17 protein-coding genes, 2 tRNA genes and 3 rRNA genes are annotated in these 25,318 nt (G+C 58.7%); 13 read left to right on the top strand and 9 right to left on the bottom strand.

The features are described 5' to 3' along the window. Positions 1-3: 3 nt before the first annotated feature. From HGP31_RS22345 to msuE, 3 genes are all read right to left on the bottom strand, one after another. Positions 4-1,191, bottom strand: coding sequence for an acyl-CoA dehydrogenase family protein (locus HGP31_RS22345; protein WP_083349556.1), 1,188 nt, complete (start codon positions 1,189-1,191; stop codon positions 4-6). 116 nt (positions 1,192-1,307) lie between these two features. Beyond that, positions 1,308-2,447: an FMNH2-dependent alkanesulfonate monooxygenase gene (ssuD, locus tag HGP31_RS22340; protein ID WP_168758702.1), complete on the bottom strand. Its 1,140-nt coding sequence runs from the start codon at positions 2,445-2,447 to the stop codon at positions 1,308-1,310. A 10-nt stretch (positions 2,448-2,457) separates the two neighbouring features. After that, positions 2,458-3,021 carry an FMN reductase gene (gene msuE / locus HGP31_RS22335; protein ID WP_168758701.1) on the bottom strand — a complete coding sequence of 188 codons (564 nt, stop codon included), beginning with the start codon at positions 3,019-3,021 and terminating at the stop codon, positions 2,458-2,460. 390 nt (positions 3,022-3,411) lie between these two features. Here msuE and HGP31_RS22330 point away from each other — a divergent pair, with 390 nt between their 5' ends. From HGP31_RS22330 to HGP31_RS22315, 4 genes are all read left to right on the top strand, one after another. Further along, positions 3,412-3,681, top strand: coding sequence for a hypothetical protein (locus tag HGP31_RS22330; protein WP_168758700.1), 270 nt, complete (start codon positions 3,412-3,414; stop codon positions 3,679-3,681). Between the two features lie 101 nt (positions 3,682-3,782). After that, the gene (locus tag HGP31_RS22325) at positions 3,783-4,397 is read left to right on the top strand and encodes a LysE family translocator (RefSeq protein WP_020795973.1); all 615 of its coding nucleotides are present in this window, start codon (positions 3,783-3,785) and stop codon (positions 4,395-4,397) included. Positions 4,398-4,603: 206 nt separating this feature from the next. Then, the gene (locus tag HGP31_RS22320) at positions 4,604-5,761 is read left to right on the top strand and encodes an aminotransferase class V-fold PLP-dependent enzyme (protein ID WP_168758699.1); all 1,158 of its coding nucleotides are present in this window, start codon (positions 4,604-4,606) and stop codon (positions 5,759-5,761) included. Positions 5,762-5,825: 64 nt separating this feature from the next. Then, positions 5,826-7,634 carry an aminopeptidase P family protein gene (locus HGP31_RS22315; RefSeq protein WP_168758698.1) on the top strand — a complete coding sequence of 603 codons (1,809 nt, stop codon included), beginning with the start codon at positions 5,826-5,828 and terminating at the stop codon, positions 7,632-7,634. Between the two features lie 64 nt (positions 7,635-7,698). Here the strand turns inward: HGP31_RS22315 and HGP31_RS22310 are convergent, their stop codons facing one another. Next, on the bottom strand, positions 7,699-8,289 hold the full coding sequence (locus HGP31_RS22310) for a 2-hydroxychromene-2-carboxylate isomerase (RefSeq protein ID WP_020795976.1): 591 nt from the start codon (positions 8,287-8,289) through the stop codon (positions 7,699-7,701). A gap of 39 nt (positions 8,290-8,328) precedes the next feature. Next, a complete protein-coding gene (locus tag HGP31_RS22305; RefSeq protein WP_020795977.1) occupies positions 8,329-9,057 on the bottom strand; it encodes an SDR family oxidoreductase in 729 nt (242 codons plus the stop codon). A gap of 93 nt (positions 9,058-9,150) precedes the next feature. Here HGP31_RS22305 and HGP31_RS22300 point away from each other — a divergent pair, with 93 nt between their 5' ends. Continuing rightward, positions 9,151-9,711, top strand: a complete 561-nt coding sequence (locus HGP31_RS22300; RefSeq protein ID WP_033045387.1) for a TetR/AcrR family transcriptional regulator — start codon at positions 9,151-9,153, stop codon at positions 9,709-9,711. Positions 9,712-9,723: 12 nt separating this feature from the next. Here HGP31_RS22300 and HGP31_RS22295 read toward each other — a convergent pair whose 3' ends face one another. Further along, entirely contained in the window at positions 9,724-10,005 is a 282-nt protein-coding gene (locus HGP31_RS22295) for a hypothetical protein (protein WP_033045385.1), read from the bottom strand. A gap of 169 nt (positions 10,006-10,174) precedes the next feature. Beyond that, the gene (rhtA, locus tag HGP31_RS22290) at positions 10,175-11,062 is read right to left on the bottom strand and encodes a threonine/homoserine exporter RhtA (RefSeq protein WP_020795980.1); all 888 of its coding nucleotides are present in this window, start codon (positions 11,060-11,062) and stop codon (positions 10,175-10,177) included. Between the two features lie 611 nt (positions 11,063-11,673). On the opposite strand from rhtA, the gene HGP31_RS22285 reads away from it, so the two are divergent. From HGP31_RS22285 to mrdA, 6 genes are all read left to right on the top strand, one after another. Then, positions 11,674-13,210: ribosomal RNA gene (locus tag HGP31_RS22285) — 16S ribosomal RNA — on the top strand. A gap of 121 nt (positions 13,211-13,331) precedes the next feature. Continuing rightward, positions 13,332-13,408 (top strand) — tRNA-Ile (locus tag HGP31_RS22280). A gap of 10 nt (positions 13,409-13,418) precedes the next feature. Next, positions 13,419-13,494 (top strand) — tRNA-Ala (locus tag HGP31_RS22275). A gap of 239 nt (positions 13,495-13,733) precedes the next feature. Further along, positions 13,734-16,627 (top strand): 23S ribosomal RNA (locus tag HGP31_RS22270). Between the two features lie 168 nt (positions 16,628-16,795). Continuing rightward, positions 16,796-16,911: ribosomal RNA gene (gene rrf / locus HGP31_RS22265) — 5S ribosomal RNA — on the top strand. The 16S, 23S and 5S rRNA genes sit together here with 2 tRNA genes alongside, the layout of an rRNA operon. 298 nt (positions 16,912-17,209) lie before the next feature. Further along, positions 17,210-19,102: a penicillin-binding protein 2 gene (gene mrdA / locus HGP31_RS22260; RefSeq protein WP_168758697.1), complete on the top strand. Its 1,893-nt coding sequence runs from the start codon at positions 17,210-17,212 to the stop codon at positions 19,100-19,102. A 265-nt stretch (positions 19,103-19,367) separates the two neighbouring features. Here the strand turns inward: mrdA and sorB are convergent, their stop codons facing one another. Both sorB and sorA read right to left on the bottom strand, forming a co-directional pair. Further along, on the bottom strand, positions 19,368-20,015 hold the full coding sequence (sorB, locus tag HGP31_RS22255; RefSeq protein WP_168758696.1) for a SorB family sulfite dehydrogenase c-type cytochrome subunit: 648 nt from the start codon (positions 20,013-20,015) through the stop codon (positions 19,368-19,370). 10 nt (positions 20,016-20,025) lie between these two features. Next, the gene (sorA, locus tag HGP31_RS22250; RefSeq protein WP_020795725.1) at positions 20,026-21,267 is read right to left on the bottom strand and encodes a SorA family sulfite dehydrogenase catalytic subunit; all 1,242 of its coding nucleotides are present in this window, start codon (positions 21,265-21,267) and stop codon (positions 20,026-20,028) included. Between the two features lie 425 nt (positions 21,268-21,692). Here sorA and HGP31_RS22245 point away from each other — a divergent pair, with 425 nt between their 5' ends. Both HGP31_RS22245 and HGP31_RS22240 read left to right on the top strand, forming a co-directional pair. After that, complete coding sequence (locus HGP31_RS22245) at positions 21,693-23,597, top strand: sigma-54-dependent Fis family transcriptional regulator (protein ID WP_020795724.1); 1,905 nt, start codon at positions 21,693-21,695, stop codon at positions 23,595-23,597. Beyond that, entirely contained in the window at positions 23,597-25,315 is a 1,719-nt protein-coding gene (locus tag HGP31_RS22240; RefSeq protein ID WP_168759210.1) for an ABC transporter ATP-binding protein, read from the top strand. Before HGP31_RS22245 ends, HGP31_RS22240 begins: the two co-directional genes overlap by 1 nt. The last annotated feature ends 3 nt before the right edge of the window (positions 25,316-25,318 follow it).

Below are 25,318 nucleotides of genomic sequence, written 5' to 3'. Positions count from 1 at the left end.
AAGCTATGAATAGAAAGTCGGAATCGGCAGGGCCTGGTTCAGCGCCCAGTCACCCAGTTCCTGGAGTTTGTAATCCACCGGGTCGTGCAGGGTTTGCGTGCGCAGGTTGCGCCAATGACGGTCCAGGCGCAGCGAGGCATGGGTCGAACGCGCGCCGGTCACCTCGAACAAGCGGCTGCACAACTCCAGGCCATTGCGCGTTGCCGCGACCTTGGCCGCGGCGATGGCGGTGGCGAGATATCCGCGCTCCTCGGCACTGAGGTTCGCGCCTTTGGCCCAGGCCTTGTCGAGCAAGTCGGCGGCACGCTCCACCAGCAACCGAACGCCCTCGAGGGCCACCCAGAATTCGCCGTAGTGACCGAGCACATAGGGGTCCTGGCTCACTTCCTTGGCAGTGGATTTATGCCATGGCCGGGTTTCGGTCAGTGTGTATTGCCGCGCCTCTTCGAAGGCGCCTTCGGCGATGCCGAGGAACAGGTGAGTAAACGTGAGCTGGGCGATCAGCGGGCGCAGGCAGGCGAACGGCGTACTCAACGGACCCGGATCGAGCAGCAGTTCCGACTCTTCGACCCGTACCCGTTCGAAGGTCGCGCTGCCACTGTCGGTTTGACGCTGACCGATGTTGTTCCAGTCGCTGTGCAGGGTAATGCCGCTACGGCCGCTGGGAATGGCGGCGATCAACAGCTTGCCACCGGCGTTTTCATCCACCGCAGAGGCGATCAGCATTTCTGAATCACTGGCGCCGGAGCAAAAACTTTTCTTGCCGGAAAACTCACGCCAGCCGCCAAGGTTTTTCACCACGGTGCGGGTGTCCAGGGGGTTGAGGGCATTACCCCAGAACCAGTTCTTGCGGGCGGTTTGTTCAAACCACGGCTGCCATTGTTCGGGCCGGGCGAACAGGCGCACGGTGGCGAGCATCAGGTGATGGAAGCCGAACACATGGGCAATCGAGCTGTCGACCTTGGCGAACTCGCGCACGATGGCCAAGGTTTCACTCCAGCTCGCACCCAGGCCGCCGAACTGTCTGGGAATGCTCAACGCCAGCAGGCCGCTGTGGCGCAACGCATCGCGTTCAGTCTTGGGCGTACCGCCACGCTCGTCGCGCTCAACGGCGGTCAAGGCAAACCCGGCGGCCAATTGGCGGGCGGTCTGCAACGGGGATATCAGGGCGCTTTGCGGTTTGGCGGTCACGCGGGGATCCTTTTCTTGTGGGTCCTGTAGGAGCTGCCGCAGGCTGCGATCTTTTGATCTTGATCTTTGAAATCAAAAGATCGCAGCCTGCGGCAGCTCCTACAGGACGGGTGACGTCAGGCTTTGGCCGGCAACACATCATTGGCGATCATTTCGCCAAACGGTCCGGTGAGGTTGGTGACACCGCGACCGGCCAGGCTGGCATACGGCTCGGGCAACAGCGGGAACACCAGTTCGGCAAAACGATAGGCCTCCTCGAGGTGCGGGTAGCCGGAGAAGATGAAACTCTCGATACCCAGGTCCGCATACTCCTTGATCCGCGCGGCCACCTGCTGTGGATCGCCCACCAGTGCCGTCCCGGCACCGCCGCGCACCAGCCCGACACCGGCCCACAGGTTGGGCGAGATCTCTAGGTTGTCGCGACGTCCGTCATGCAGCGCAGCCATTCGCCGTTGACCTTCGGAGTCGAAGCGCGAGAACGACTTCTGTGCGGCGGCGATCGTCTCGTCGCTGATGTGTTCGATCAATTTGTCAGCGGCTTTCCATGCGTCTTCGGCGGTTTCCCGCACGATCACATGCAATCGGATCCCGAACTTCACGGTGCGCCCGTTGCGCGCGGCCCGCTCACGCACATCGGCGAGTTTCTGCGCCACGGCCGCCGGTGGCTCGCCCCAGGTCAGGTAGACATCGACCTGTTCGGCCGCCAGGTCATGGGCGGCATCGGAGGAACCGCCGAAGTACAGCGGCGGATAGGGTTTCTGTACCGGCGGATATAGCGCTTTGGCGTTCTGTACCCGCAGGTGTTTACCTTCGAAATCCACAGATTCGCCTTGCAGCACCCGGCGCCAGATTTTCAGGAACTCATCGGTAACTTCGTAGCGTTCGCTGTGATCGAGGAAACTGCCGTCGCCACGGTTCTCATCGGGGTCGCCTCCCGTCACCACATTGATCAGCAGGCGGCCATTGGACAGTCGATCCAGGGTGGCGGCCATGCGCGCAGAAACCGTTGGCGAAATGATTCCCGGGCGGATAGCCACCAGGTAGCGCAAGCGTTCAGTCAGCGGCACCAGCGCCGAAGCGATCACCCACGAGTCTTCGCAGGAGCGCCCGGTCGGGATCAACACACCGTGGTAACCGAGGCTGTCCGCCGCCTGGGCCACCTGTTTCAGATAATTAAGCGTTACCGGGCGTGCACCTTGGGTGGTGCCCAGGTAATGACCGTCGCCGTGGGTCGGCAGAAACCAGAAAACATCCATGAACAAATCCTTAAGCGATTTTCAGCAGATGGTTGGGGTGCACGCCGAACAACGGCGCCGCGCGTTCTGCCGCAAGGCGGATGCGAGCCTTCAAGGGCTCACTGGTTATCTGGTAATTGGAGAAATCGGCTTCGGTGGCATACACGCCAATCGGCAAGGTCAAGGCCTGGAAGAAACTGAACAGCGGCCGCAGTTGATGATCGAGCACCAGCGCGTGACGTTCGCTGCCTCCGGTGGCGGCCAGCAGGACCGGTGTGTTGACCAGGGCATTGAGATCGATCAGGTCGAACAGGTGTTTGAGCAGACCCGGATAGGAACCGCGATAAACCGGCGCGGCGACGATCAGCAAGTCGGCGTTTTCGATCGCTTGCAGTTCGGCTTCGATATCCGCTGCCAATTCCTGGCGCGACAGCGCCGCGCCCAGAGGCCGGGCAATGTCACCTAGCTCGATCAGCTTGCTGTCGATCGGCAGTTGCTCGGCCAGCTGAGCCAACAGCGCTTGGGTCAGCACCAGGGTGCGCGAAGGACGCCAGGTACCACCGGAGAGGGCAACGACTTTCAAGGGGCGCGACATGATCAGTTCCTTTTTAAACAGAAGCTCTGCGAGCAGTGGGTAGTCACCGGGTTGAGCAAGAGCTGTACCAATCCCTTGAAGCCCCGATTTATCGGGCTTTCAGCGCTCCGGGCAGGTCGCGCTGTTGATTTTCACGGGCTGTTTGTTGAAGGACTGTTGCCTGGTAAACAGTTGTTCGGGCAACAGTGGAGGCAATTGTTATAAAGCTTGTCTGTTATTCCTCAAAATACAATAAAACGATATTTATAGATCATTAAGAGATAAAAAAGGCTGCAAACGGGCTGCATTAGAAAAACCCGATAGCGACTATCGAGAGCGTTGATTTTTGCTCGGCTAAAGGCGCGAGTAGCCTGTGTTCATTGCCCCGAACACAACGCCAGGACGCCGAAAATGAAACCTTTAATCGCCACTTTCTTGCTGCTCGCGGTCCCCGTACTTGCCGGATGTGCCAGCCATGTTTCCCCGGAATTGCGCCCCTACACCGCTGAAGAAACCCGAGAGCTGGCGCTGGAAGCCCTGAATCGTCGCGGCTTGTCCTTCGATGAATACCACGCGAAAAAAGCCGAACTGCTCGGCGAGCCACGGAAAACCTTTGGTTTCGACAAACAGGGCGAGATGAACGCCGAACGAGCTGTACAGCTGCACGGTCGCCAGAGCTGAGCCAAAACTGTACTGCTGGAACTTTCGCCTAACTGTCCATGGGTTTCCCCGGGCGTTCGCGATAGGGTCAATACCTGACTGACCCCGATGGACTGCCACCCATGACACTCTCGCTCGATCTGCTGCTGGGCTTTGCCCTGTTTGCCCTCGTTACCTCGATCACACCGGGTCCGAACAACACCATGTTGCTGGCGTCGGGGGTGAACTTCGGGTTTCAGCGGACCATTCCCCATATGTTGGGCATCACCTGCGGATTCTTCGTGCTGGTAGTGGCAGTGGGGTTTGGGCTCGGCGCGGTGTTCCAGGCGTATCCGCTGCTCTACACCGTGCTGCGTTACGTCGGTGCGGCGTATTTGCTGTACCTGGCGTGGAAAATCGCGCACTCCGGGCCTGTCTCGGACAGCGGCAAAGGCGAGCCCAAGCCGATCAGCTACCTGGGCGCCGCCGCATTCCAGTGGGTCAATCCCAAGGCCTGGATCATGGCCATCGGTGCCATCAGCACTTACACACCGATGCAGGGCTATTTCACCAACGTGGTTGTGATTGCCGCGGTGTTCGCCCTGATCAACCTGCCGAGCGTCGGTGTCTGGGCCGCTTGCGGCACGCTGCTGCGCAATGTCCTCAAGGACCGACGCTGGTTGCGCCTGTTCAACTGGGGCATGGCCGCGCTGCTGGTGGCGTCGCTGTATCCGATATTGCTCGATAGCTTTAGCTGACGCATTGCTTCAACCGCTCGCCCGATGCCTGTTAAGCTGGCTCATCAGGAGCGTTCCGACGCACTTTTAAATGAAGTTGTTCTTCTTTAACGGCATCCGATCAGGTATTGGTAACCTTCTGAAAACCGCACGCAGCTCATAAGGCTGCGTTTCGCCGTTTGCAGTCATGAGCTTCCTGATCCCGGAACACGCTCTGCGAGTCTTTTATGAATAAACGTCCGCTGTATTTCGACTATGCCGCCACCACGCCGGTGGATGAGCGAGTCATCAAGATCATGGTCGAGTGTCTGGGCTTTGACGGTAATTTCGGCAATCCGGCCTCCAGCTCCCACGCCTTTGGCCAACAGGCCCGGCAATCGGTAGAGCAGGCGCGGCGCCAGGTTGCCGAACTGGTTGGCGCCACGCCAGAACAGATCGTCTGGACCTCGGGTGCCACCGAATCCAACAACCTTGCCCTCAAGGGTGTGGCCCAGGCGCGCGGCTCGGCCTGCGGCCACCTCATCACCAGCCAGATCGAACACAAGGCCATCCTCGATACCGCCAGGCAGTTGCAGGACAGCGGCGTGGCGGTGACGTACCTGGTGCCGGATGCCGATGGCCTGATCACCGCGCAAGCGGTCAGCGACGCCATGCGCGAGGATACCTTCCTGGTGTCGCTGATGCTGGTCAACAATGAACTGGGCACGGTCAACGACATCCCGGCCATCGGCCAGGTGGTGCGCGAGCGCAATGCATTGTTTCATGTCGACGCGGCGCAAGGCGCGGGCAAGGTTGCGATCGACCTGGCGCAGTGGCCGGTGGACCTCATGTCCTTCTCGGCGCACAAGCTCTATGGCCCCAAAGGCATCGGTGCGCTGTATGTCGGCCCGCGTGCGCACCAGCGCTTGCTGGCGCAGATCCACGGCGGCGGTCACGAAGGCGGCTTGCGTTCCGGTACCCTGGCGACCCACCAGATTGCCGCGATGGGCGCGGCCTTTGCCCTGGCGGCGGCCTCGTTCCATGAAGAAAAAGCCTTGATCGTGCGCCTGCGCGAACGCCTGCTTGAGCAATTGCTGAGCATTCCGGGTGTGCGGCTCAATGGCAGCCTCACCCGGCGCATCCCGCATACCCTGAGCCTGACCTTCAGTGAAGGCGAGTTCAACTCCGCGGCATTGCTCGCCTCGATGGCGTTTTCCGCGACCTCGGCCTGTAATTCCGCCAGTAATGCGCCATCCCATGTGCTGCTGGCCCTGGGGCATGATGCACGCACGGCGAGTCGCACCATTCGCTTGAGCCTGGGGCGGTTCACCACCGAGCAGGATATCGATCAAGCGGTACAGCTGATTAAAAGCGCCTGCGCCAATGCTCCGGCATTCTGGCAATAGGGCAACCAGGCGCCGACCCTGATCGGCACTGAACAATAATGACAAGTGGTTAGCAGGAGTCACGATGAATACGCAGTTTACGATCACCGGGTCAGTGCCCCAGCGCCTGGCGCAAACCCGCGAGCTGATGAGCCGGGAGGGTATCCATGCCTTGCTGGTGCCGTCGGCCGATCCCCACCTGTCCGAATACCTGCCGGGTTACTGGCAAGGGCGCCAATGGCTGTCGGGTTTCCACGGTTCCGTTGGCACCCTGATCGTTACCGCGGATTTCGCAGGCGTCTGGGCCGACAGCCGCTATTGGGAACAAGCGAGCAAGGAACTCAAGGGCAGTGGCATTGAGCTGGTCAAGCTGCAACCTGGGCAACCCGGGCCGTTGGACTGGCTGGCCGAGCAAACCCCAGAGGGTGGAGTGGTCGCAGTCGATGGCGCGGTGATGGCGGTGGCTTCCGCACGCACGTTGGGCAGCAAGCTTGAGGAGCGGGGCGCACGCCTGCGCACCGACATCGACCTGTTGAGCCAAGTCTGGAGTGACCGCCCGAGCCTGCCGAACGAACCGATCTATCAGCACTTGCCGCCGCAAGCGACCGTCAGCCGCGGCGAAAAACTCGCCAAGCTGCGCGAGACTTTGCAGGCACGTGGTGCCGACTGGCATTTCATTGCCACCCTGGATGACATCGCCTGGCTGTTCAACCTGCGTGGCGGCGATGTGTCATTCAATCCGGTGTTCATCTCTTTCGCCTTGATCAGCCAGCAGCAGGCGACGCTGTTTGTCGCGCTAGGCAAGGTCGATGCGCAGCTGCGTGCGGTCCTGGAGCAGGACGGCGTGACCTTGCGCGACTACAGCGAAGTGGCCGACGCCTTGCGCGCCATACCGGCGGGTGCAAGCCTGCTGGTCGATCCGGCGCGGGTAACGGCGGGCCTGCTGGGTAACCTCGATAGCGCTGTCAAGCTGATCGAAGGCCTGAACCCGACTACCCTGGCCAAGTCCCAGAAGAGCCTGGCAGACGCCGAACACATCCGCCAGGCCATGGAGCAGGACGGCGCAGCACTGTGCGAATTCTTCACCTGGCTCGAATCGGCCTGGGGCCGTGAGCGCATTACCGAATTGACCATCGACGAAAAACTGACCGCGGCACGTAAACGCCGGCCGGGTTACGTGTCGCTGAGCTTCAACACCATTGCCGCATTCAACGCCAACGGCGCCATGCCCCATTACCACGCCACCGAAGAAGAGCACGCGGTGATCGAAGGTGACGGCTTGTTGCTGATCGATTCCGGCGGCCAGTACCTGGGCGGTACTACCGACATCACGCGGATGGTCGCGGTCGGCACACCAACGGCAGAACAGAAACGCGATTGCACCCGCGTGCTAAAGGGCGTGATTGCCTTGTCCCGTGCGCAATTCCCCAAGGGCATCCTGTCGCCACTGCTGGACGCCATTGCCCGGGCGCCGATCTGGGCCGAAAGCGTCGACTATGGTCACGGCACCGGTCACGGCGTCGGCTATTTCCTCAACGTCCACGAAGGTCCGCAGGTGATTGCCTACCAGGCCGCCCCCGCGCCGCAAACCGCCATGCTGCCAGGCATGATCACGTCGATCGAACCGGGCACCTACCGTCCAGGACGCTGGGGTGTGCGAATCGAGAACCTGGCCATGAACCGCGAGGCAGGCAGCAGTGAATTCGGTGAATTCCTCAAGTTCGAAACCCTGACCCTGTGCCCGATCGATACGCGCTGTCTTGAAACCTCGCTGCTGAGCGAAGAGGAAAAACAGTGGTTCAACGCCTACCACGCCGAAGTGCGCGAACGCTTGAGCCCGTTGCTCGAGGGTGCTGCGCTGGAGTGGTTGAACACGCGAACTGCGGCCGTTTGACCGACTTTGGCCCGGGCGCTGTCTCCAGCGCCCGGGCTCATATTGTCGACTGGGCCCTAGGTTTTTAACTTAGGGCTTCGATGACAAAGTCCAATCGATCCTGGCCGAAGAACAGTTGCTCGCCGACGAACATGCTCGGTGCACCGAATACGCCGCGTTGCACGGCTTTTTCGGTGGTGTCCTTGAGGGCGCTTTTGACATCCTCTTCGGCGCTCAGGGCCAGGATCTCTTCCGGGTCGAAACCGTTTTCGCTCAGTACTGCCCCGACGGTGGCCGGATCATTGAGGTTGCGACCTTCGATCCACAGTGCCTTGAACAGGCAATCGACGAACGCGGCAAAGCGCTCAGGGTGGCGCATCTGCATACCTGTTACGGCACGCATGAGCACCAGTGTGTTGATCGGAAAGTGCGGGTTGATTTTCAACGGCACACCGTAGCGTTTAGCGTACCGATCAAGGTCTATGAACATGTAGCGGCCCTTTGCAGGGACGGTGGCCGGGGAGGCGTTGCCGGTGGCTTTGAACACTCCGCCGAGCAGGATTGGCACGTAGACCAGTTGGCTGTCGGTCTGTTCACAGATCTTCGGTAGCTGGGTATAGGCCAGGTAGGTGGCGGGGCTGCCCAGATCGAAATAAAACTCCACGGTTTTGCTCATCGTCGATGCACTCTTCTTGTTGTCGTAGGGTGGGGCGGATCACCAGCGTTCGCTCCAGGGGCGCAGGTCCAGCTCGAAGGTCCAGGCGTCGCGGGGCTGGCTGTGCAGGTACCAATAGTTCTCGGCGATGTGCTCGGGGTCGAGAATGCCATCCTGATCCTTGGTGGCGTACTTCTCGGGGAAGCTCTCACGGATAAAGTCAGTATCGATCGCGCCGTCGACCACGACGTGGGCGACATGAATATTCATCGGTCCCAGTTCGCGAGCCATGCTTTGTGCCAGCGCACGAATCCCGTGCTTGGCTCCGGCAAACGCGGCAAAGCCTGCTGCGCCGCGCAAGCCGGCGGTGGCGCCGGTGAACAGGATGGTGCCCCGTTGCCGCTTGGCCATGCGCTTGGCCACTTCCCGACCATTGAGAAAGCCTGAGAAACAGGCCATTTCCCAGATCTTGAAATACTTGCGGGCGGTTTCTTCAAGAATGCTGCAAGGCACGTTGGCGCCGATGTTAAACACGAACGCTTCGATCGGGCCGATGTCGCTTTCGATTTGCTCGACCAACGCAATCACATCGTCTTCTTTGCGGGCATCGCAGGCGAAGCCGTGGGCTTCGCCGCCGCCAGCCCTGATGGCATCGACCAGTGGCTGGAGTTTGTCCGCGCTGCGACGGGTCACGCAGGCAACGAATCCCTCTTGAGCAAACCGCTTGGCAATGGCGCCACCCGTGGCATCTCCCGCACCGACAACCAGCACGACCTTCTTATTATTCATTGCCTGGACCTCTTTAGTAAACGATCGTTAACTAAACGAACGTTATGCTACGATTCGACAGGCGTCAAGATCACGGAACCTGAGGGAAGGGCCATGCGTTATTCAGCCAGTCACAAGCTGGAAACCCGAGAGAAACTGCTGCAAAGCAGCGCGCTGTCGGCCAAGCAATCCGGGTTTTCCACGGTGGGGGTCGACGGTTTGATGAAAGCCATCGGCTTGAGTGGTGGCGCGTTCTACAGCCACTTCGCGTCGAAGGACGCGTTGTTCGCTTCCATAGTCGAGCGTGAGTTGCGTCAGAGCCTGGAGCGGCTGGGGGCTGATCAGGGGCGCGACAAATTCGAGCGTTGCCTCAAGCTCTACTTGAGCATGTCCCACGTCGAGCACCCGGAAACAGGTTGTGCATTACCGGCGTTGGGGGCTGAGATCGCCCGCTCCGATCCGCTGATTCGACAGCAGGCTGAGCACTGGATCTGCCAGCTTCAGGAAAGTTGGGCGCGGGTGCTGGAGAGCGACAGTCTTGCTTGGGCGATTCTGTCGCAATGCATCGGTGCACTGGTGGTGGCGCGAATGCTCATCACGCCGGATCTGCAGCGCAGGGTGCTGAAGTCCAGCCATGAGGAGATCGGCCGCCAGTTGGCAGGCCCCAGGACCTGACAACGGCTCAGATCATTTACAGATGACGATCATGCTGCGGCTGGCATAGCCCGCGGGGTTGAGTCCGAACGGATAATCACCCGGCTCTTCCACGGCATCGCCGGATTTGGCGATGACCTTGTAGTTCTTGGGGGCGCACGAGTTGGCGGCGCTGGTGTAGCACTGTTCCCACGAGGACGACAGCCCCGAACAGTTGATATGAATCCCTTTCTTTCCGTGTTTGATCTGGGGTTTGGCGGTCGCCGCGCAGCCCGCAACTGCAAGAACGGCGATCAGTATCAAAATTCGTTTCATTGCTATCCTTGTAGCGTTCCCGGATCTATCGCCCGGTCTGGCAGTATTCGCTTGCGCATAAAGCGTTTTGAGGTCCCTGTCCTGAAAAAGTCCATTTCTGGCACTGGGTTGCGGGCCTAAACATGGCCTAATTGAGCGGTAAATACCAGAGTCTGTGTAAAACCGGTCGTCAATCGGCTGCAACGGCGGGCTTGGCGGCACTGCCCATCGTCATGGTGGCACCGACGGAAGCCAGGATGATGCACAGGATGGCCATCCACTGTGACAAAGACAGGAATTCATGCAGGAACAACAAACCGGACAAGGCACCCACCGCCGGTTCGATGCTCATTAATGTGCCGAAGGTCTTGGCCGGCATGCGCGTGAGGGCAACCATCTCCAGCGTATAGGGAAGGGCCGTGGACAGGATGGCAACACCGATGGCGATCGGAATCAATGACGGGGTCAACAGCGCTGCACCCGCATGAACGATGCCGATGGGGGCGACGAACAGGGCGGCAATCACCACCCCCAGGGCGGCGGTCTGTACACCGTTGTCGGCACCAGCCTTCTGCCCGAAGAGAATGTACAGCGCCCAGCAGACACCTGCACCCAACGCGTAACCGGCCCCCAGTAGATCAATCCCTTGTGCCGTGGCCCCCGTCGGTATCAATAGCAGCAGGCCGACAGCGGCCAGGGCAATCCACAAAAAGTCGATGGCGCGGCGCGAAGCATAGATGGCAACGGCCAATGGCCCGGTGAACTCCAGCGCGACCGCGATACCCAGGGGAACAGAGCGCAGGGACATGTAGAAGAGGAAGTTCATGCCGCCCAGTGCCATGCCGTAGACAATGACGGTGCGCAGTGATTTTGCGGTGAGCTTCGCTCGCCATGGGCGCAGCAGCAACACCATGATCACGCTGGCAAAGGTCAATCGCAAGGTGGTGGTGCCCTGGGCGCCGATAATGGGGAACATGCTTTTGGCCAGCGAGGCTCCCGACTGAATCGATGCCATGGCTATTAATAGCAGGCCGACCGAAAACAGGGTCGAGGCAAGGCTGCGCGGCTGATCGTTCATTGGGAGGCACCGTCCGAGGTATGGAACTTGAGTGTTGTGCTTGGTATTGGGCAATATACTGCGCAATCGGTGCAGGCGCGTCTATATATAAGCGCTGTTTTTGTGTTCTCGATAGAAAAACCAGATCAATGCTTGACGGCAGATTCTGGAAGCCTATAATTCGCCCCACTTCCGGCGCAGTCGAAACGGAAAACTCCTTGGTAAACAATGAGTTACGCAGTTTTCGGCAGCAGGTTGCTTCAGTTCATCGAAGCGCCAAGGAAGTTGAAAAAGAGGTGTTGACAGCAGCGTGTAACGCTGTAGAATTCGCCTCCCGCTGATGAGAGATCTGAAGCGCAAGTGGTTGAAGTTGTTAAGGATTCCTTGAAAACTTCTGAAAAATACCACTTGACAGCAAATGAGGCTGCTGTAGAATGCGCGCCTCGGTTGAGATGAAAGATCTTAACCAACTGCTCTTTAACAACTGAATCAAGCAATTCGTGTGGGTGCTTGTGGAGTCAGACTGCTAGTCAACAGATTATCAGCATCACAAGTTACTCCGCGAGAAATCAAAGATGTAACCAACGATTGCTGAGCCAAGTTTAGGGTTTTCTCAAAACCCAAAGATGTTTGAACTGAAGAGTTTGATCATGGCTCAGATTGAACGCTGGCGGCAGGCCTAACACATGCAAGTCGAGCGGATGAAGAGAGCTTGCTCTCTGATTCAGCGGCGGACGGGTGAGTAATGCCTAGGAATCTGCCTGGTAGTGGGGGACAACGTCTCGAAAGGGACGCTAATACCGCATACGTCCTACGGGAGAAAGCAGGGGACCTTCGGGCCTTGCGCTATCAGATGAGCCTAGGTCGGATTAGCTAGTTGGTGAGGTAATGGCTCACCAAGGCGACGATCCGTAACTGGTCTGAGAGGATGATCAGTCACACTGGAACTGAGACACGGTCCAGACTCCTACGGGAGGCAGCAGTGGGGAATATTGGACAATGGGCGAAAGCCTGATCCAGCCATGCCGCGTGTGTGAAGAAGGTCTTCGGATTGTAAAGCACTTTAAGTTGGGAGGAAGGGCAGTAAATTAATACTTTGCTGTTTTGACGTTACCGACAGAATAAGCACCGGCTAACTCTGTGCCAGCAGCCGCGGTAATACAGAGGGTGCAAGCGTTAATCGGAATTACTGGGCGTAAAGCGCGCGTAGGTGGTTTGTTAAGTTGGATGTGAAATCCCCGGGCTCAACCTGGGAACTGCATTCAAAACTGACAAGCTAGAGTATGGTAGAGGGTGGTGGAATTTCCTGTGTAGCGGTGAAATGCGTAGATATAGGAAGGAACACCAGTGGCGAAGGCGACCACCTGGACTGATACTGACACTGAGGTGCGAAAGCGTGGGGAGCAAACAGGATTAGATACCCTGGTAGTCCACGCCGTAAACGATGTCAACTAGCCGTTGGGAGCCTTGAGCTCTTAGTGGCGCAGCTAACGCATTAAGTTGACCGCCTGGGGAGTACGGCCGCAAGGTTAAAACTCAAATGAATTGACGGGGGCCCGCACAAGCGGTGGAGCATGTGGTTTAATTCGAAGCAACGCGAAGAACCTTACCAGGCCTTGACATCCAATGAACTTTCCAGAGATGGATTGGTGCCTTCGGGAACATTGAGACAGGTGCTGCATGGCTGTCGTCAGCTCGTGTCGTGAGATGTTGGGTTAAGTCCCGTAACGAGCGCAACCCTTGTCCTTAGTTACCAGCACGTAATGGTGGGCACTCTAAGGAGACTGCCGGTGACAAACCGGAGGAAGGTGGGGATGACGTCAAGTCATCATGGCCCTTACGGCCTGGGCTACACACGTGCTACAATGGTCGGTACAGAGGGTTGCCAAGCCGCGAGGTGGAGCTAATCCCATAAAACCGATCGTAGTCCGGATCGCAGTCTGCAACTCGACTGCGTGAAGTCGGAATCGCTAGTAATCGCGAATCAGAATGTCGCGGTGAATACGTTCCCGGGCCTTGTACACACCGCCCGTCACACCATGGGAGTGGGTTGCACCAGAAGTAGCTAGTCTAACCTTCGGGAGGACGGTTACCACGGTGTGATTCATGACTGGGGTGAAGTCGTAACAAGGTAGCCGTAGGGGAACCTGCGGCTGGATCACCTCCTTAATCGACGACTCAGCTGCTCCATGAGCTCCCACACGAATTGCTTGATTCATTGAAGAAGACGATAGAAGCAGCTTTAAGCTCCAAGCTGATAGCTCAGGCTAACAGTTACTAGCTCGAAATTGGGTCTGTAGCTCAGTTGGTTAGAGCGCACCCCTGATAAGGGTGAGGTCGGCAGTTCGAATCTGCCCAGACCCACCAATTTTGTTATGGGGCCATAGCTCAGCTGGGAGAGCGCCTGCCTTGCACGCAGGAGGTCAGCGGTTCGATCCCGCTTGGCTCCACCATAAACTGCTTCGAAGTTTGAGAGTTTAGAAATGAATATTCTGCGATGAATATTGATTTCTAGTCTTTTGATTAGATCGTTCTTTAAAAATTTGGGTATGTGATAGAAAGATAGACTGAACGTTACTTTCACTGGTAACGGATCAGGCTAAGGTAAAATTTGTGAGTTCTCTTAGTTGAGAAATTCGAATTTTCGGCGAATGTCGTCTTCACAGTATAACCAGATTGCTTGGGGTTATATGGTCAAGTGAAGAAGCGCATACGGTGGATGCCTTGGCAGTCAGAGGCGATGAAAGACGTGGTAGCCTGCGAAAAGCTTCGGGGAGTCGGCAAACAGACTTTGATCCGGAGATGTCTGAATGGGGGAACCCAGCCATCATAAGATGGTTATCTTGTACTGAATACATAGGTGCAAGAGGCGAACCAGGGGAACTGAAACATCTAAGTACCCTGAGGAAAAGAAATCAACCGAGATTCCCTTAGTAGTGGCGAGCGAACGGGGACTAGCCCTTAAGTGGCTTTGAGATTAGCGGAACGCTCTGGAAAGTGCGGCCATAGTGGGTGATAGCCCTGTACGCGAAAATCTCTTAGTCATGAAATCGAGTAGGACGGAGCACGAGAAACTTTGTCTGAATATGGGGGGACCATCCTCCAAGGCTAAATACTACTGACTGACCGATAGTGAACTAGTACCGTGAGGGAAAGGCGAAAAGAACCCCGGAGAGGGGAGTGAAATAGATCCTGAAACCGTATGCGTACAAGCAGTGGGAGCCCACTTTGTTGGGTGACTGCGTACCTTTTGTATAATGGGTCAGCGACTTATTTTCAGTGGCGAGCTTAACCGAATAGGGGAGGCGTAGCGAAAGCGAGTCTTAATAGGGCGTCTAGTCGCTGGGAATAGACCCGAAACCGGGCGATCTATCCATGGGCAGGTTGAAGGTTAGGTAACACTGACTGGAGGACCGAACCGACTACCGTTGAAAAGTTAGCGGATGACCTGTGGATCGGAGTGAAAGGCTAATCAAGCTCGGAGATAGCTGGTTCTCCTCGAAAGCTATTTAGGTAGCGCCTCATGTATCACTGTAGGGGGTAGAGCACTGTTTCGGCTAGGGGGTCATCCCGACTTACCAAACCGATGCAAACTCCGAATACCTACAAGTGCCGAGCATGGGAGACACACGGCGGGTGCTAACGTCCGTCGTGAAAAGGGAAACAACCCAGACCGTCAGCTAAGGTCCCAAAGTTATGGTTAAGTGGGAAACGATGTGGGAAGGCTTAGACAGCTAGGAGGTTGGCTTAGAAGCAGCCACCCTTTAAAGAAAGCGTAATAGCTCACTAGTCGAGTCGGCCTGCGCGGAAGATGTAACGGGGCTCAAACCATACACCGAAGCTACGGGTATCACCTTCGGGTGATGCGGTAGAGGAGCGTTCTGTAAGCCTGTGAAGGTGAGTTGAGAAGCTTGCTGGAGGTATCAGAAGTGCGAATGCTGACATGAGTAACGACAATGGGTGTGAAAAACACCCACGCCGAAAGACCAAGGTTTCCTGCGCAACGTTAATCGACGCAGGGTTAGTCGGTCCCTAAGGCGAGGCTGAAAAGCGTAGTCGATGGAAAACAGGTTAATATTCCTGTACTTCTGGTTATTGCGATGGAGGGACGGAGAAGGCTAGGCCAGCTTGGCGTTGGTTGTCCAAGTTTAAGGTGGTAGGCTGGAATCTTAGGTAAATCCGGGATTCCAAGGCCGAGAGCTGATGACGAGTTACCTTTCAGGTGACGAAGTGGTTGATGCCATGCTTCCAAGAAAAGCTTCTAAGCTTCAGATAACCAGGAACCGTACCCCAAACCGACACAGGTGGTTGGGTAGAGAATACCAAGGCGCTTGAGAGAACTCGGGTGAAGGAACTAGGCAAAATGGCACCGTAACTTCGGGAGAAGGTGCGCCGGTGAGGGTGAAGGACTTGCTCCGTAAGCCCACGCCGGTCGAAGATACCAGGCCGCTGCGACTGTTTATTAAAAACACAGCACTCTGCAAACACGAAAGTGGACGTATAGGGTGTGACGCCTGCCCGGTGCCGGAAGGTTAATTGATGGGGTTAGCTAACGCGAAGCTCTTGATCGAAGCCCCGGTAAACGGCGGCCGTAACTATAACGGTCCTAAGGTAGCGAAATTCCTTGTCGGGTAAGTTCCGACCTGCACGAATGGCGTAACGATGGCGGCGCTGTCTCCACCCGAGACTCAGTGAAATTGAAATCGCTGTGAAGATGCAGTGTATCCGCGGCTAGACGGAAAGACCCCGTGAACCTTTACTATAGCTTTGCACTGGACTTTGAATTTGCTTGTGTAGGATAGGTGGGAGGCTTTGAAGCGTGGACGCCAGTTCGCGTGGAGCCATCCTTGAAATACCACCCTGGCAACTTTGAGGTTCTAACTCAGGTCCGTTATCCGGATCGAGGACAGTGTATGGTGGGTAGTTTGACTGGGGCGGTCTCCTCCTAAAGAGTAACGGAGGAGTACGAAGGTGCGCTCAGACCGGTCGGAAATCGGTCGTAGAGTATAAAGGCAAAAGCGCGCTTGACTGCGAGACAGACACGTCGAGCAGGTACGAAAGTAGGTCTTAGTGATCCGGTGGTTCTGTATGGAAGGGCCATCGCTCAACGGATAAAAGGTACTCCGGGGATAACAGGCTGATACCGCCCAAGAGTTCATATCGACGGCGGTGTTTGGCACCTCGATGTCGGCTCATCACATCCTGGGGCTGAAGCCGGTCCCAAGGGTATGGCTGTTCGCCATTTAAAGTGGTACGCGAGCTGGGTTTAGAACGTCGTGAGACAGTTCGGTCCCTATCTGCCGTGGACGTTTGAGATTTGAGAGGGGCTGCTCCTAGTACGAGAGGACCGGAGTGGACGAACCTCTGGTGTTCCGGTTGTCACGCCAGTGGCATTGCCGGGTAGCTATGTTCGGAATAGATAACCGCTGAAAGCATCTAAGCGGGAAACTAGCCTCAAGATGAGATCTCACTGGGACCTTGAGTCCCCTGAAGGGCCGTCGAAGACTACGACGTTGATAGGTTGGGTGTGTAAGCGCTGTGAGGCGTTGAGCTAACCAATACTAATTGCCCGTGAGGCTTGACCATATAACACCCAAGCAATTTGATGCTCCTAGTTGAAAAGACGAAAGAGACCAGATTGCGGTGTGTGAAGACGAAACGAACCGAAAGTTCGAAGTTCACAAAACACCGAAGCTATCACATACCCAATTTGCTGAAGCGAGGCCATCTGGTCACGACTCAGTACCCGAATTTCTTGACGACCATAGAGCGTTGGAACCACCTGATCCCATCCCGAACTCAGAAGTGAAACGATGCATCGCCGATGGTAGTGTGGGGTTTCCCCATGTGAGAGTAGGTCATCGTCAAGATTAAATTCCAAAACCCCTATCTGCGCATGCAGGTAGGGGTTTTGTTTTTGTGCCCGATTTTCCCCCTGTAGGAGCGAGCATGCTCGCGAAGAACCGGAGAGCGCCACGGTATATCAGGCCCCAGCCTTATCGTTAACGCCCACCGTCGAAGCGCCGCCCTGAGCATGCTCGCTCCTACACAACTTAAAGAAAATGACACGAAAGCGATCACTCCGTTTTGGTATGGTGCAGCTCGTTTTTTTAGCGGCCCGTTTTCAAACCAGGGATCGGTGTTTCTTTCCAAAGAGTTGCCACAGAAATGCCTCAGCCGATTCCGATCAAAGACCATGAAAAAGAGACGCGACTGGTCAACAAGCGACTGATGGCCTGCGCTTTGTTCGTCGGCGCCATTACCTGTGCACTGGTGGTGCGCCTGTACGTCCTGCAGGTGGTGGAATTTGAGTATCACTCCACGATTTCCGAAAACAACCGAGTGCATGTGCTGCCGATCACGCCTACCCGTGGCTTGATCTATGACCGCAATGGCGTGGTCCTGGCGGACAACCGGCCCAGCTATAACCTGACCATCACTCGCGAACGCGCCTCCGATGTCAACCAAGAGCTGGACGAAGTGGTCAACCTGCTGCACCTGCCGACTGAAGACCGCACGCTGTTCGACAAGGCGATGAAACAGGCGCGGCACCCGTTTGTGCCGGTAACCTTGTTCTATGAACTGAGCGAGGAGCAGATCGCGGTGTTGGCGGTCAATGAGTTCCGCTTGCCGGGCATCGATGTCGAGCCGCAGTTCGTGCGCCATTATCCGTTGGGCGAACACTTCGCGCATTCAGTCGGCTATGTCGGACGGATCAACGAGAAAGAGTCCAAGGTGCTGGATACGGTCGAGTATCGAGGCACCCAATCCATCGGCAAGACCGGGATCGAAAAATTCTACGAGTCGCAACTGCACGGTCATGTCGGTTACGAGGAAGTTGAAACCAATGCCCAGGGCCGCGTGTTGCGCGTACTCAAGCACACGGACCCGGTGCCCGGTGAAAACATCGTCCTGAGCCTGGACGTCAAGCTGCAGGAGGCCGCCGAGCATGCCTTGGGCGATCGTCGTGGCTCGGTGGTCGCGCTTGATCCGTCGACCGGTGAAGTGCTGGCCATGGTCAGCAACCCGAGTTTCGATCCCAACCTGTTCGTCACCGGTATCAGCTCCAGGGAATATTCGACGCTACGCGATTCCATTGACCGACCGCTGTTCAACCGAGTGCTGCGCGGGCTCTACGCGCCGGGCTCGACCATCAAGCCCGAAGTCGCGATTGCCGGGCTCGACGCCGGCATCGTCACGCCGCAGACCCGAGTCTTCGATCCGGGGTATTACCAACTCCCGGACTTCGATCACAAGTACCGCAACTGGAACCACAGCGGCGACGGTTGGGTGGACATGGACGCGGCGATCATGCGTTCCAACGACACCTACTTCTACGACCTCGCGCACAAGCTGGGCATCGATCGGCTGCATGACTACATGGCCATGTTCGGCCTCGGGGAAAAGGTCTCGCTGGACATGTTCGAAGAGTCTCCCGGCTTGATGCCGTCCCAGGCCTGGAAGCGCGCCACGCGTCGTCAGCCATGGTTCCCTGGTGAAACCGTGATCCTTGGCATCGGCCAGGGCTATATGCAGGTCACACCGCTGCAACTGGCCCAGGCCACGGCGCTGATCGCCAACAAAGGCGTGTGGAACCGTCCGCACCTGGCCAGGACCGTGGACGGTGTCGCGCCCGTAGACGAGCATCCGATGCCGAACATCCTGCTCAAGGACCCGCGCGACTGGGAGCAGGTCAACCACGGCATGCAGATGGTCATGCACGATGCCCGCGGTATCGCCCGCGCGTCGGCAGCGGGGGCGCAATACCGTATTGCCGGCAAGAGTGGTACCGCGCAAGTGGTGGCGATCAAGCAGGGCGAGCGTTATAACCGCGAGAAAACCCGCGAGCGCAACCGCGACAATGCCCTGTTCGTCGGTTTCGCCCCGGCCGAACATCCGCAAATCGTGATTTCGGTGATGATCGAAAACGGCGAGGCCGGCGGTCGTGTCGCCGGCCCTGTTGTGCGGCAGATCATGGACGCCTGGCTACTTGATCAGGACGGTCATCTCAAGCCGCAATACGCAGTGCCGAGCAAGGTACCGGGCGATCCTCACGTCTGAATCCTGCGTTCGGCATGGATGATCACATGCCACCATGCCTTCAAGATCGATCCTTTGTCAGGCCCTGTGTCGCGTTCTCTAATGTCGGAAAGCTGAGTGATCCAGGTCACGCTCCTCTGTAGGAGCGAGCCTGCTCGCGATGGACTTCCAGACAACGCGCACATCCAGGCAGGGCGCGGTATCGTTCACGTCCATCGCGAGCAAGCTTGCTCCTGCAATGGATTGCGTCCAGACCTGTAATCAGGTCGGCTGTCTTACGGCCGGCTCACTGTTGCAGGATGAACGTCGCCAGGCTGTGCAGATTCTCCGGGCTTAACTGCGCAAAAGGTGGCATCGGGATATCCCCCCATTTGCCGCTACCGCCGTGCGCAATGCTGGACGTAACCTTGGCTAGTGCCTGCGGGTCGTTGGCGTATTTGGCAGCCACATCTTTATAAGCCGGGCCGACGACCTTGTGATCGATCGCATGGCAGGACAGGCACGCGTTGTTCTGCAGCAAGGCCGTGGCGTCGACTTTTGCCACAGGGGCTGGCGTGGGTTGGCCCGCCGACGGATTCGAGGCGGCTTGCACATCGGCATCGCTCGCCTTTGCACTGCCGTACGTGGCCGCCAGGTAGGCGCCGATAATGGTCACGTCCTGATCGCTGATCGGCGCACCGTACACGTGCTGCATCTTGCCCGCTTCCGCCGTCCACTGTGCCAGGCTCATGCCCGGAGGCTGGAAGCTGATGTAATCGGCAGAATGGCAGGTGGAGCATTTCTGCTGGGCCAATGGGTAGCCGGGCAGCGCACTGGGTTTGAACGCAGCCGTTTCGGGCGGCAAGGTGATCGACAGTGGCGCTGCGCTGGCGATGCCAGCCAGGCAAATTTGCGCCGCACACAGCCAACGGGTCATGAATTTCATGGATTTCATGCAGCTCTCCTCAGGCGACGGTCACGTGGCTGGTTTCGATGACGTGGCGGCGGTAACCGGCAGGGTTCCAGTCGGCTTGCAGCGGTTGCGTCTCGCCCGCGCTGTTGCTGGCTCGTACCATCAACTGCGTGGCGCCCTTGCTGGTGAAGGTGATTGCCAGCGTCCACTCGCGGAAAGAAAAACGGCCAAGGTCCTGCCCGAGGGTGGCTTCACGCCAGACTTTTCCGCCGTCGATGGATATTTCCACCTTGTTGACCCCGGCACCGCCATCGAACGCAATGCCCTTGAGCACCACGCTTTTATTCAACGGCAACACATCGCCCTGCTTAACGCTGGTGATGAAGCTGCGCACCGGTAGCTTGGAGATCGGCCGGGTTTGCGTCGGCGTGGTGCCGGGGGCGATGCAGAAACAATCGTTATCCGGGACTCGATAACCTTTAGCCATGAAGAAGCCGTCGTAAACATGGTCGAGCACTTCGATCTCGCTCAGGTGCTTGACCCAGTACGTGCCGAAATAGCCGGGCACTACCAAACGTATCGGGTAACCGTTGAGGAAGGGCAGGTCGGTGCCGTTCATCGACCAGGCGATCATGGGTTCACCGTCCATGGCATGGCTGATGTCCAGTGCCTTGATGAACTCCGGCGTGCTTGGCAACACAGGCTTGTCGAGGCCGCGGAACGTCACTTGCCTGGCATCGTTTTTCACTCCGGCCTTTTTCAATACGGCCTTGAGCGGCACCCCTATCCAGCGTGCATTGCCCATCGAACCATTGCCCAACTGAGCACCAAATACGCGCGGCATCGAGAAACCTCGGCTGTTCCCCGAGCACTGATTGACGGCCACCACTTCTACCGGCTGCGCCAGAGCCTTGAGCTCTGCCAGGGACAGTGACAGCGGAGTGTCGACCGCACCCTTGACGGTCAGACGGTACGTATCCGGATCGATGCTGGTGGGGAAATTGGCCAGGTGATAACGCACGAAAAACGCGTCATTGGGCGTGATCGGCCCTTCGTTGAAGACTGCGAAAGGCGTCTCCAGGTGCGGTGGGCGAGTGGTCACCAGGGTCAACGGCCGTTTTTGCGGGTATTGCACCAGCGGCCGTGGACCCGCCGCGAAGGTCACTTCTTCGGCGGTTTCGCCGGTTGCCCTGGCGAAGCTGGCCAAGGGCGAGGCGGCCAAAGCCAGGGTGACAGCATCGCGTAGTACGCGTCGGCGGGTGAGCTTGCTGTTATCGAGAAAACTGAATTTCATTCTGCGCTCTCTTTGATTGTTTTTCTGAGATGCAACCGACAACCCCCGTCAGGGCTCAGAGGTATCGGGCTAGACGTGTCGCGTCACTGTTCGATGAGCAAACCAGTATCGTCACGCGCAGGTTGTCTGCTTCTCATTGGGCGTCAGGGATTTAGCAATCGATGACAGTTTGGCGGCGCTGAGTCTTTCGGTGTCTGCTCCATGGCTATCGCGGGCAAGCCTCTCCCACAGTGACCGAGTTGAGTCATAAACTTGGGAGCGACGCGAGCCTGTGGGAGTTGGCTTGCCAGCGAAGAACGATGCCCCGATCCACCTGCCGGAACACAAGCGCCATGCGGCACTTGCCATCGCCCTTACGTTAACGTAAAGATTGCTCCAGGGCGCCGACGTATGAAGGCGCAAGGGCGGACGACCCGGAGCGCTTGATGACGCTAATAAAAACAAACTCCCCCAAACTTCACCGCGAAGCCCGGCTGGCCCGGGAAAAACTGCATCTGGAAGGCGAAGTCCCGAACGGCGTCCTGCGCGCGGAAATCGATGCTTCCTGGCGGCGCAGCCTCAGCCATGGCGTGCATTTCAATGCCAAGCATGAGCTGGCGCTGGAATCGAGTGCCAGCGTCGACGTATTGCTGGCGAGCAATCGCCTGTTGATCGATGCAGCGTTACCGGCGATCGATTACCTGGCCGAACGCCAAGGCAAGGAAGGGCTGATCATCCTCGCCAACTCCGACGCCACCATCCTTGCCGTCGAAGGTCGCGCCGACCGCCTCAAGGGCAGTGGCCTGCAAGACATCACCCTCGGCGCCTGCTGGAGCGAAGCCGCGCGTGGCACCAACGCCCTGGGCACGGCACTGGTCGAAGCCCGACCAACCCTGATCGATTGCGGCGAACATTACCTGGATCGCCTCAGTGACTTTTCCTGCACGTCGGTGCCGATCCATTGCCCCCAGGGCGACATCCTCGGCGTCCTCGACCTGACCCGCGAAGGCCCGCTGGGCCGCGCCCATGACAGCACCGCGCTGCTGGCCATGGCCGTCAGCCAGATCGAGAGCCGCGTCTTCAACGCAAGCTATCCGGACGAAATCGTCCTGGCGTTCCACAGTCGCCGGCAGTACCTCGAGTCGCCATGGCAGGGCCTGCTGGCGGTAAGCCTGGGTGGGCAGATCCTTGCGGTCAGCGCACAGGCCTGTCAGTTGTTGCATGCCGAACGTTCAGTGCTGGTCGGTCGGCGCTGCGAAGAGTTTCTTGGCGTCGATGGCCTGCAATTGCTGGCACGTCTGCACCAGGGCGGCGTCGGCAGCCTGCAGACCGCCAAAGGCGAATTCTTCTACAAAACCCTGCGCGCGCCGCAACGTTCGATCAACGTCGGTAACCCGCCACGCAGCGTCGCCAAAACCGCCAAGGCGCAACCGGACCTGGAATCCCTGGCCGGCAGCAATGCCCGCTATGCCCGTGCCCTGCGCATGGCCCGACAAGGCCTGGCCAACCAGTTGCCGGTATTGCTCCTGGGGGAAACCGGCACCGGCAAGGAAGTCATTGCCCGCGCCCTGCACATGGCCGGTAGCCGCTGCGACAAACCCTTCGTCGCGGTCAACTGCGCGGCGATCCCCGAAGGCCTGATCGAGTCGGAACTGTTCGGCTACCGCGAGGGCGCGTTCACCGGATCGCGTCGCGGCGGCATGGTCGGACGACTGCAACAGGCTCACGGCGGCACCTTGTTCCTCGATGAAATCGGCGACATGCCGCTGGCCTTGCAGGCCCGCCTGCTGCGCGTACTGCAGGACCGCAAGGTCGCGCCACTGGGCGCCGGCGAAGAGCAGGACATCGACGTCGCGCTGATCTGCGCGACCCACCGCGACCTCAAGCGCCTGGTGCAGGACAAGCACTTTCGCGAGGACCTGTTCTACCGGGTCAACGGCATCAGCGTGATGCTCCCGGCGCTGCGCGAGCGCGAGGATTTCAGCGCGCTGGTCGGCCGACTGCTGGCCAGGCTCGATGCGCCGAACGTAGTCCTGCACGACGACTTGAACCGCTTGCTCGAGGGTTATCACTGGCCGGGCAACATCCGCCAGCTGGAGATGGTCCTGCGTACCGCGCTGGCCATGCGCGAACCGGGGGAGACCGTGCTCACCCTCGATCACTTGCCGGACAGCATGCTCGACGACCTCAACGCCGGCGAACGACCCCAGGCCGGCAGTATCCGGGAAAACCAACTGGAGATGATCCGCCAGTCCCTGGACAGCCACCAGGGCAACGTCTCGGCCGCTGCCGACGCCCTGGGCATCAGCCGCGCGACTTTGTATCGCAAGCTCAAGCAGCTGCGCCCGTGATGCAGCGCCTGATCGTGCGGCTGATCGACAGCCAGAACCCCGAGGCCCTGCAAGCCGCATTACGCTGGCTATACAGCTTTGTGCGCCCGCACCGTCTGGCGATTGCCGGGCTGCTGGGGCTGTCGGTTTGTGCCTCGGCGTTGGTGCTGGTGCAGCCGTGGCTGACCAAGTTGCTGATCGACGATGGCCTGCTGGCGCGCAATTTCCCGATGCTGGTGTTGATCGCCGGGTTGATGATCGTCGCGGGATTGCTGGGTACGGCGTTGTCGGGGATCAATCGTTACCTGCACACGCGCTTGTCCGGGCGCATGCTGTTCGCCCTGCGCGATGACCTGTATCGGCATTTGCAGACCCTGTCACCGAGCTTCTACGGCCAGCGGCGCATCGGTGACCTGATGTCGCGTCTCGATGGCGACGTGGCGGAGATCCAGCGCTTTGCCGTGGATTCATTATTCTCGGCGGTGTCCAGCGTGATCGGCCTGGTGGTGGCCGTGGCCATGCTGCTGACGCTGTCGTGGAAACTGTCGCTGCTGGCGCTGGTGCTGATTCCCCTCGACGTGCTCTGGCTGCGCTGGATGCGGCGCAAGGTCGAGCGCGATGTGCGGCAGTTGCGTGAGCGCTCGGCGGACATGTCCTCGTTCATGGTCGAGACGCTGCCGGTGATGAAGTTCATCCAGTCTGCCGGCCAGCAACAGCGCGAGGCGCGACGACTGGAGAGCCTGGGCCAGGGCTACATGAGCCAGTTGCTGCGCCTGCAGGTCACCGAGTTTTTCACCCAGGCCGTGCCGGGCACGCTGACCTCGCTGTCGCGCGCCTGTGCGTTCCTGATTGGCGGGTATTGGGTCGTGCAGGGCACTTGGCAATTGGGCGCATTGATCGCGTTTTCCACTTACCTGGGCATGGCTGTCGGGCCGGTCCAGAGTCTGCTGGGGCTTTATGTGGCGATTCAGCGCATGACCGTCAGCCTCGGGCGGGTGATGGAGTTGCGCGGCGAGGAAGCCACCGTACTCACCCCCGAAACACCGAAACCGATGCCGGGTTCTGGCGAGTTGCGCTTCGATGACGTGCACTTCAGTCATCCCGGTCGCCCGACCACCCTGCGAGGCATCGAGGCGCGGATTCCCTACGGTTTGAAAGTCGCCCTGAGCGGCGGCTCCGGGGTTGGCAAATCGACCCTGATCGATCTGCTGCAACGCCACCACGACCCGCAGTCCGGGCGGGTGCTGCTGGGGGACGTGGATGTGCGCGAACTCGACCTGTTCGAGTTGCGCCGGCGCATTGCCGTGGTCAGCCAGGACATCGTGCTGTTTCGCGGCAGCCTGGCCGACAACCTGGCCTACGCCGTGCCCGACGCCAGCCGTGAAGCGATCGCCGACGTCGCGCGGCTGGCGCAACTCGACAGCCTGATCGCGACCTTGCCCGAAGGCCTCGACAGTCCGTTGGGGGAGCGCGGCCAGCAGTTGTCCGGCGGGCAGAAACAACGCATCGCCATTGCCCGCGCCCTGTTGCAGGACCCACTGATCCTGGTGCTCGACGAGGCCACCTCGGCGGTGGACGAAGCCACCGAGCGCGAAGTGATCGAAGCCATCGACCGCCTTTTTGCCGGGCGCACGCGCATCCTGATCAGCCATCGTCCTTCGACCCTGGCCGATGCCGATTTGCGCTTTGAATTGCTCGACGGCGTACTGGTGTCGAAAACGCTGTTGCATGAGGCCTGAGCC

The sequence above is a fragment of the Pseudomonas umsongensis genome, from assembly GCF_012647205.1.
GTDB classification, from domain to species: domain Bacteria; phylum Pseudomonadota; class Gammaproteobacteria; order Pseudomonadales; family Pseudomonadaceae; genus Aquipseudomonas; species Aquipseudomonas umsongensis.
Note: the sequence above shows the minus strand (reverse complement) of the source record. Positions and strands in the feature narration are given on the sequence as shown.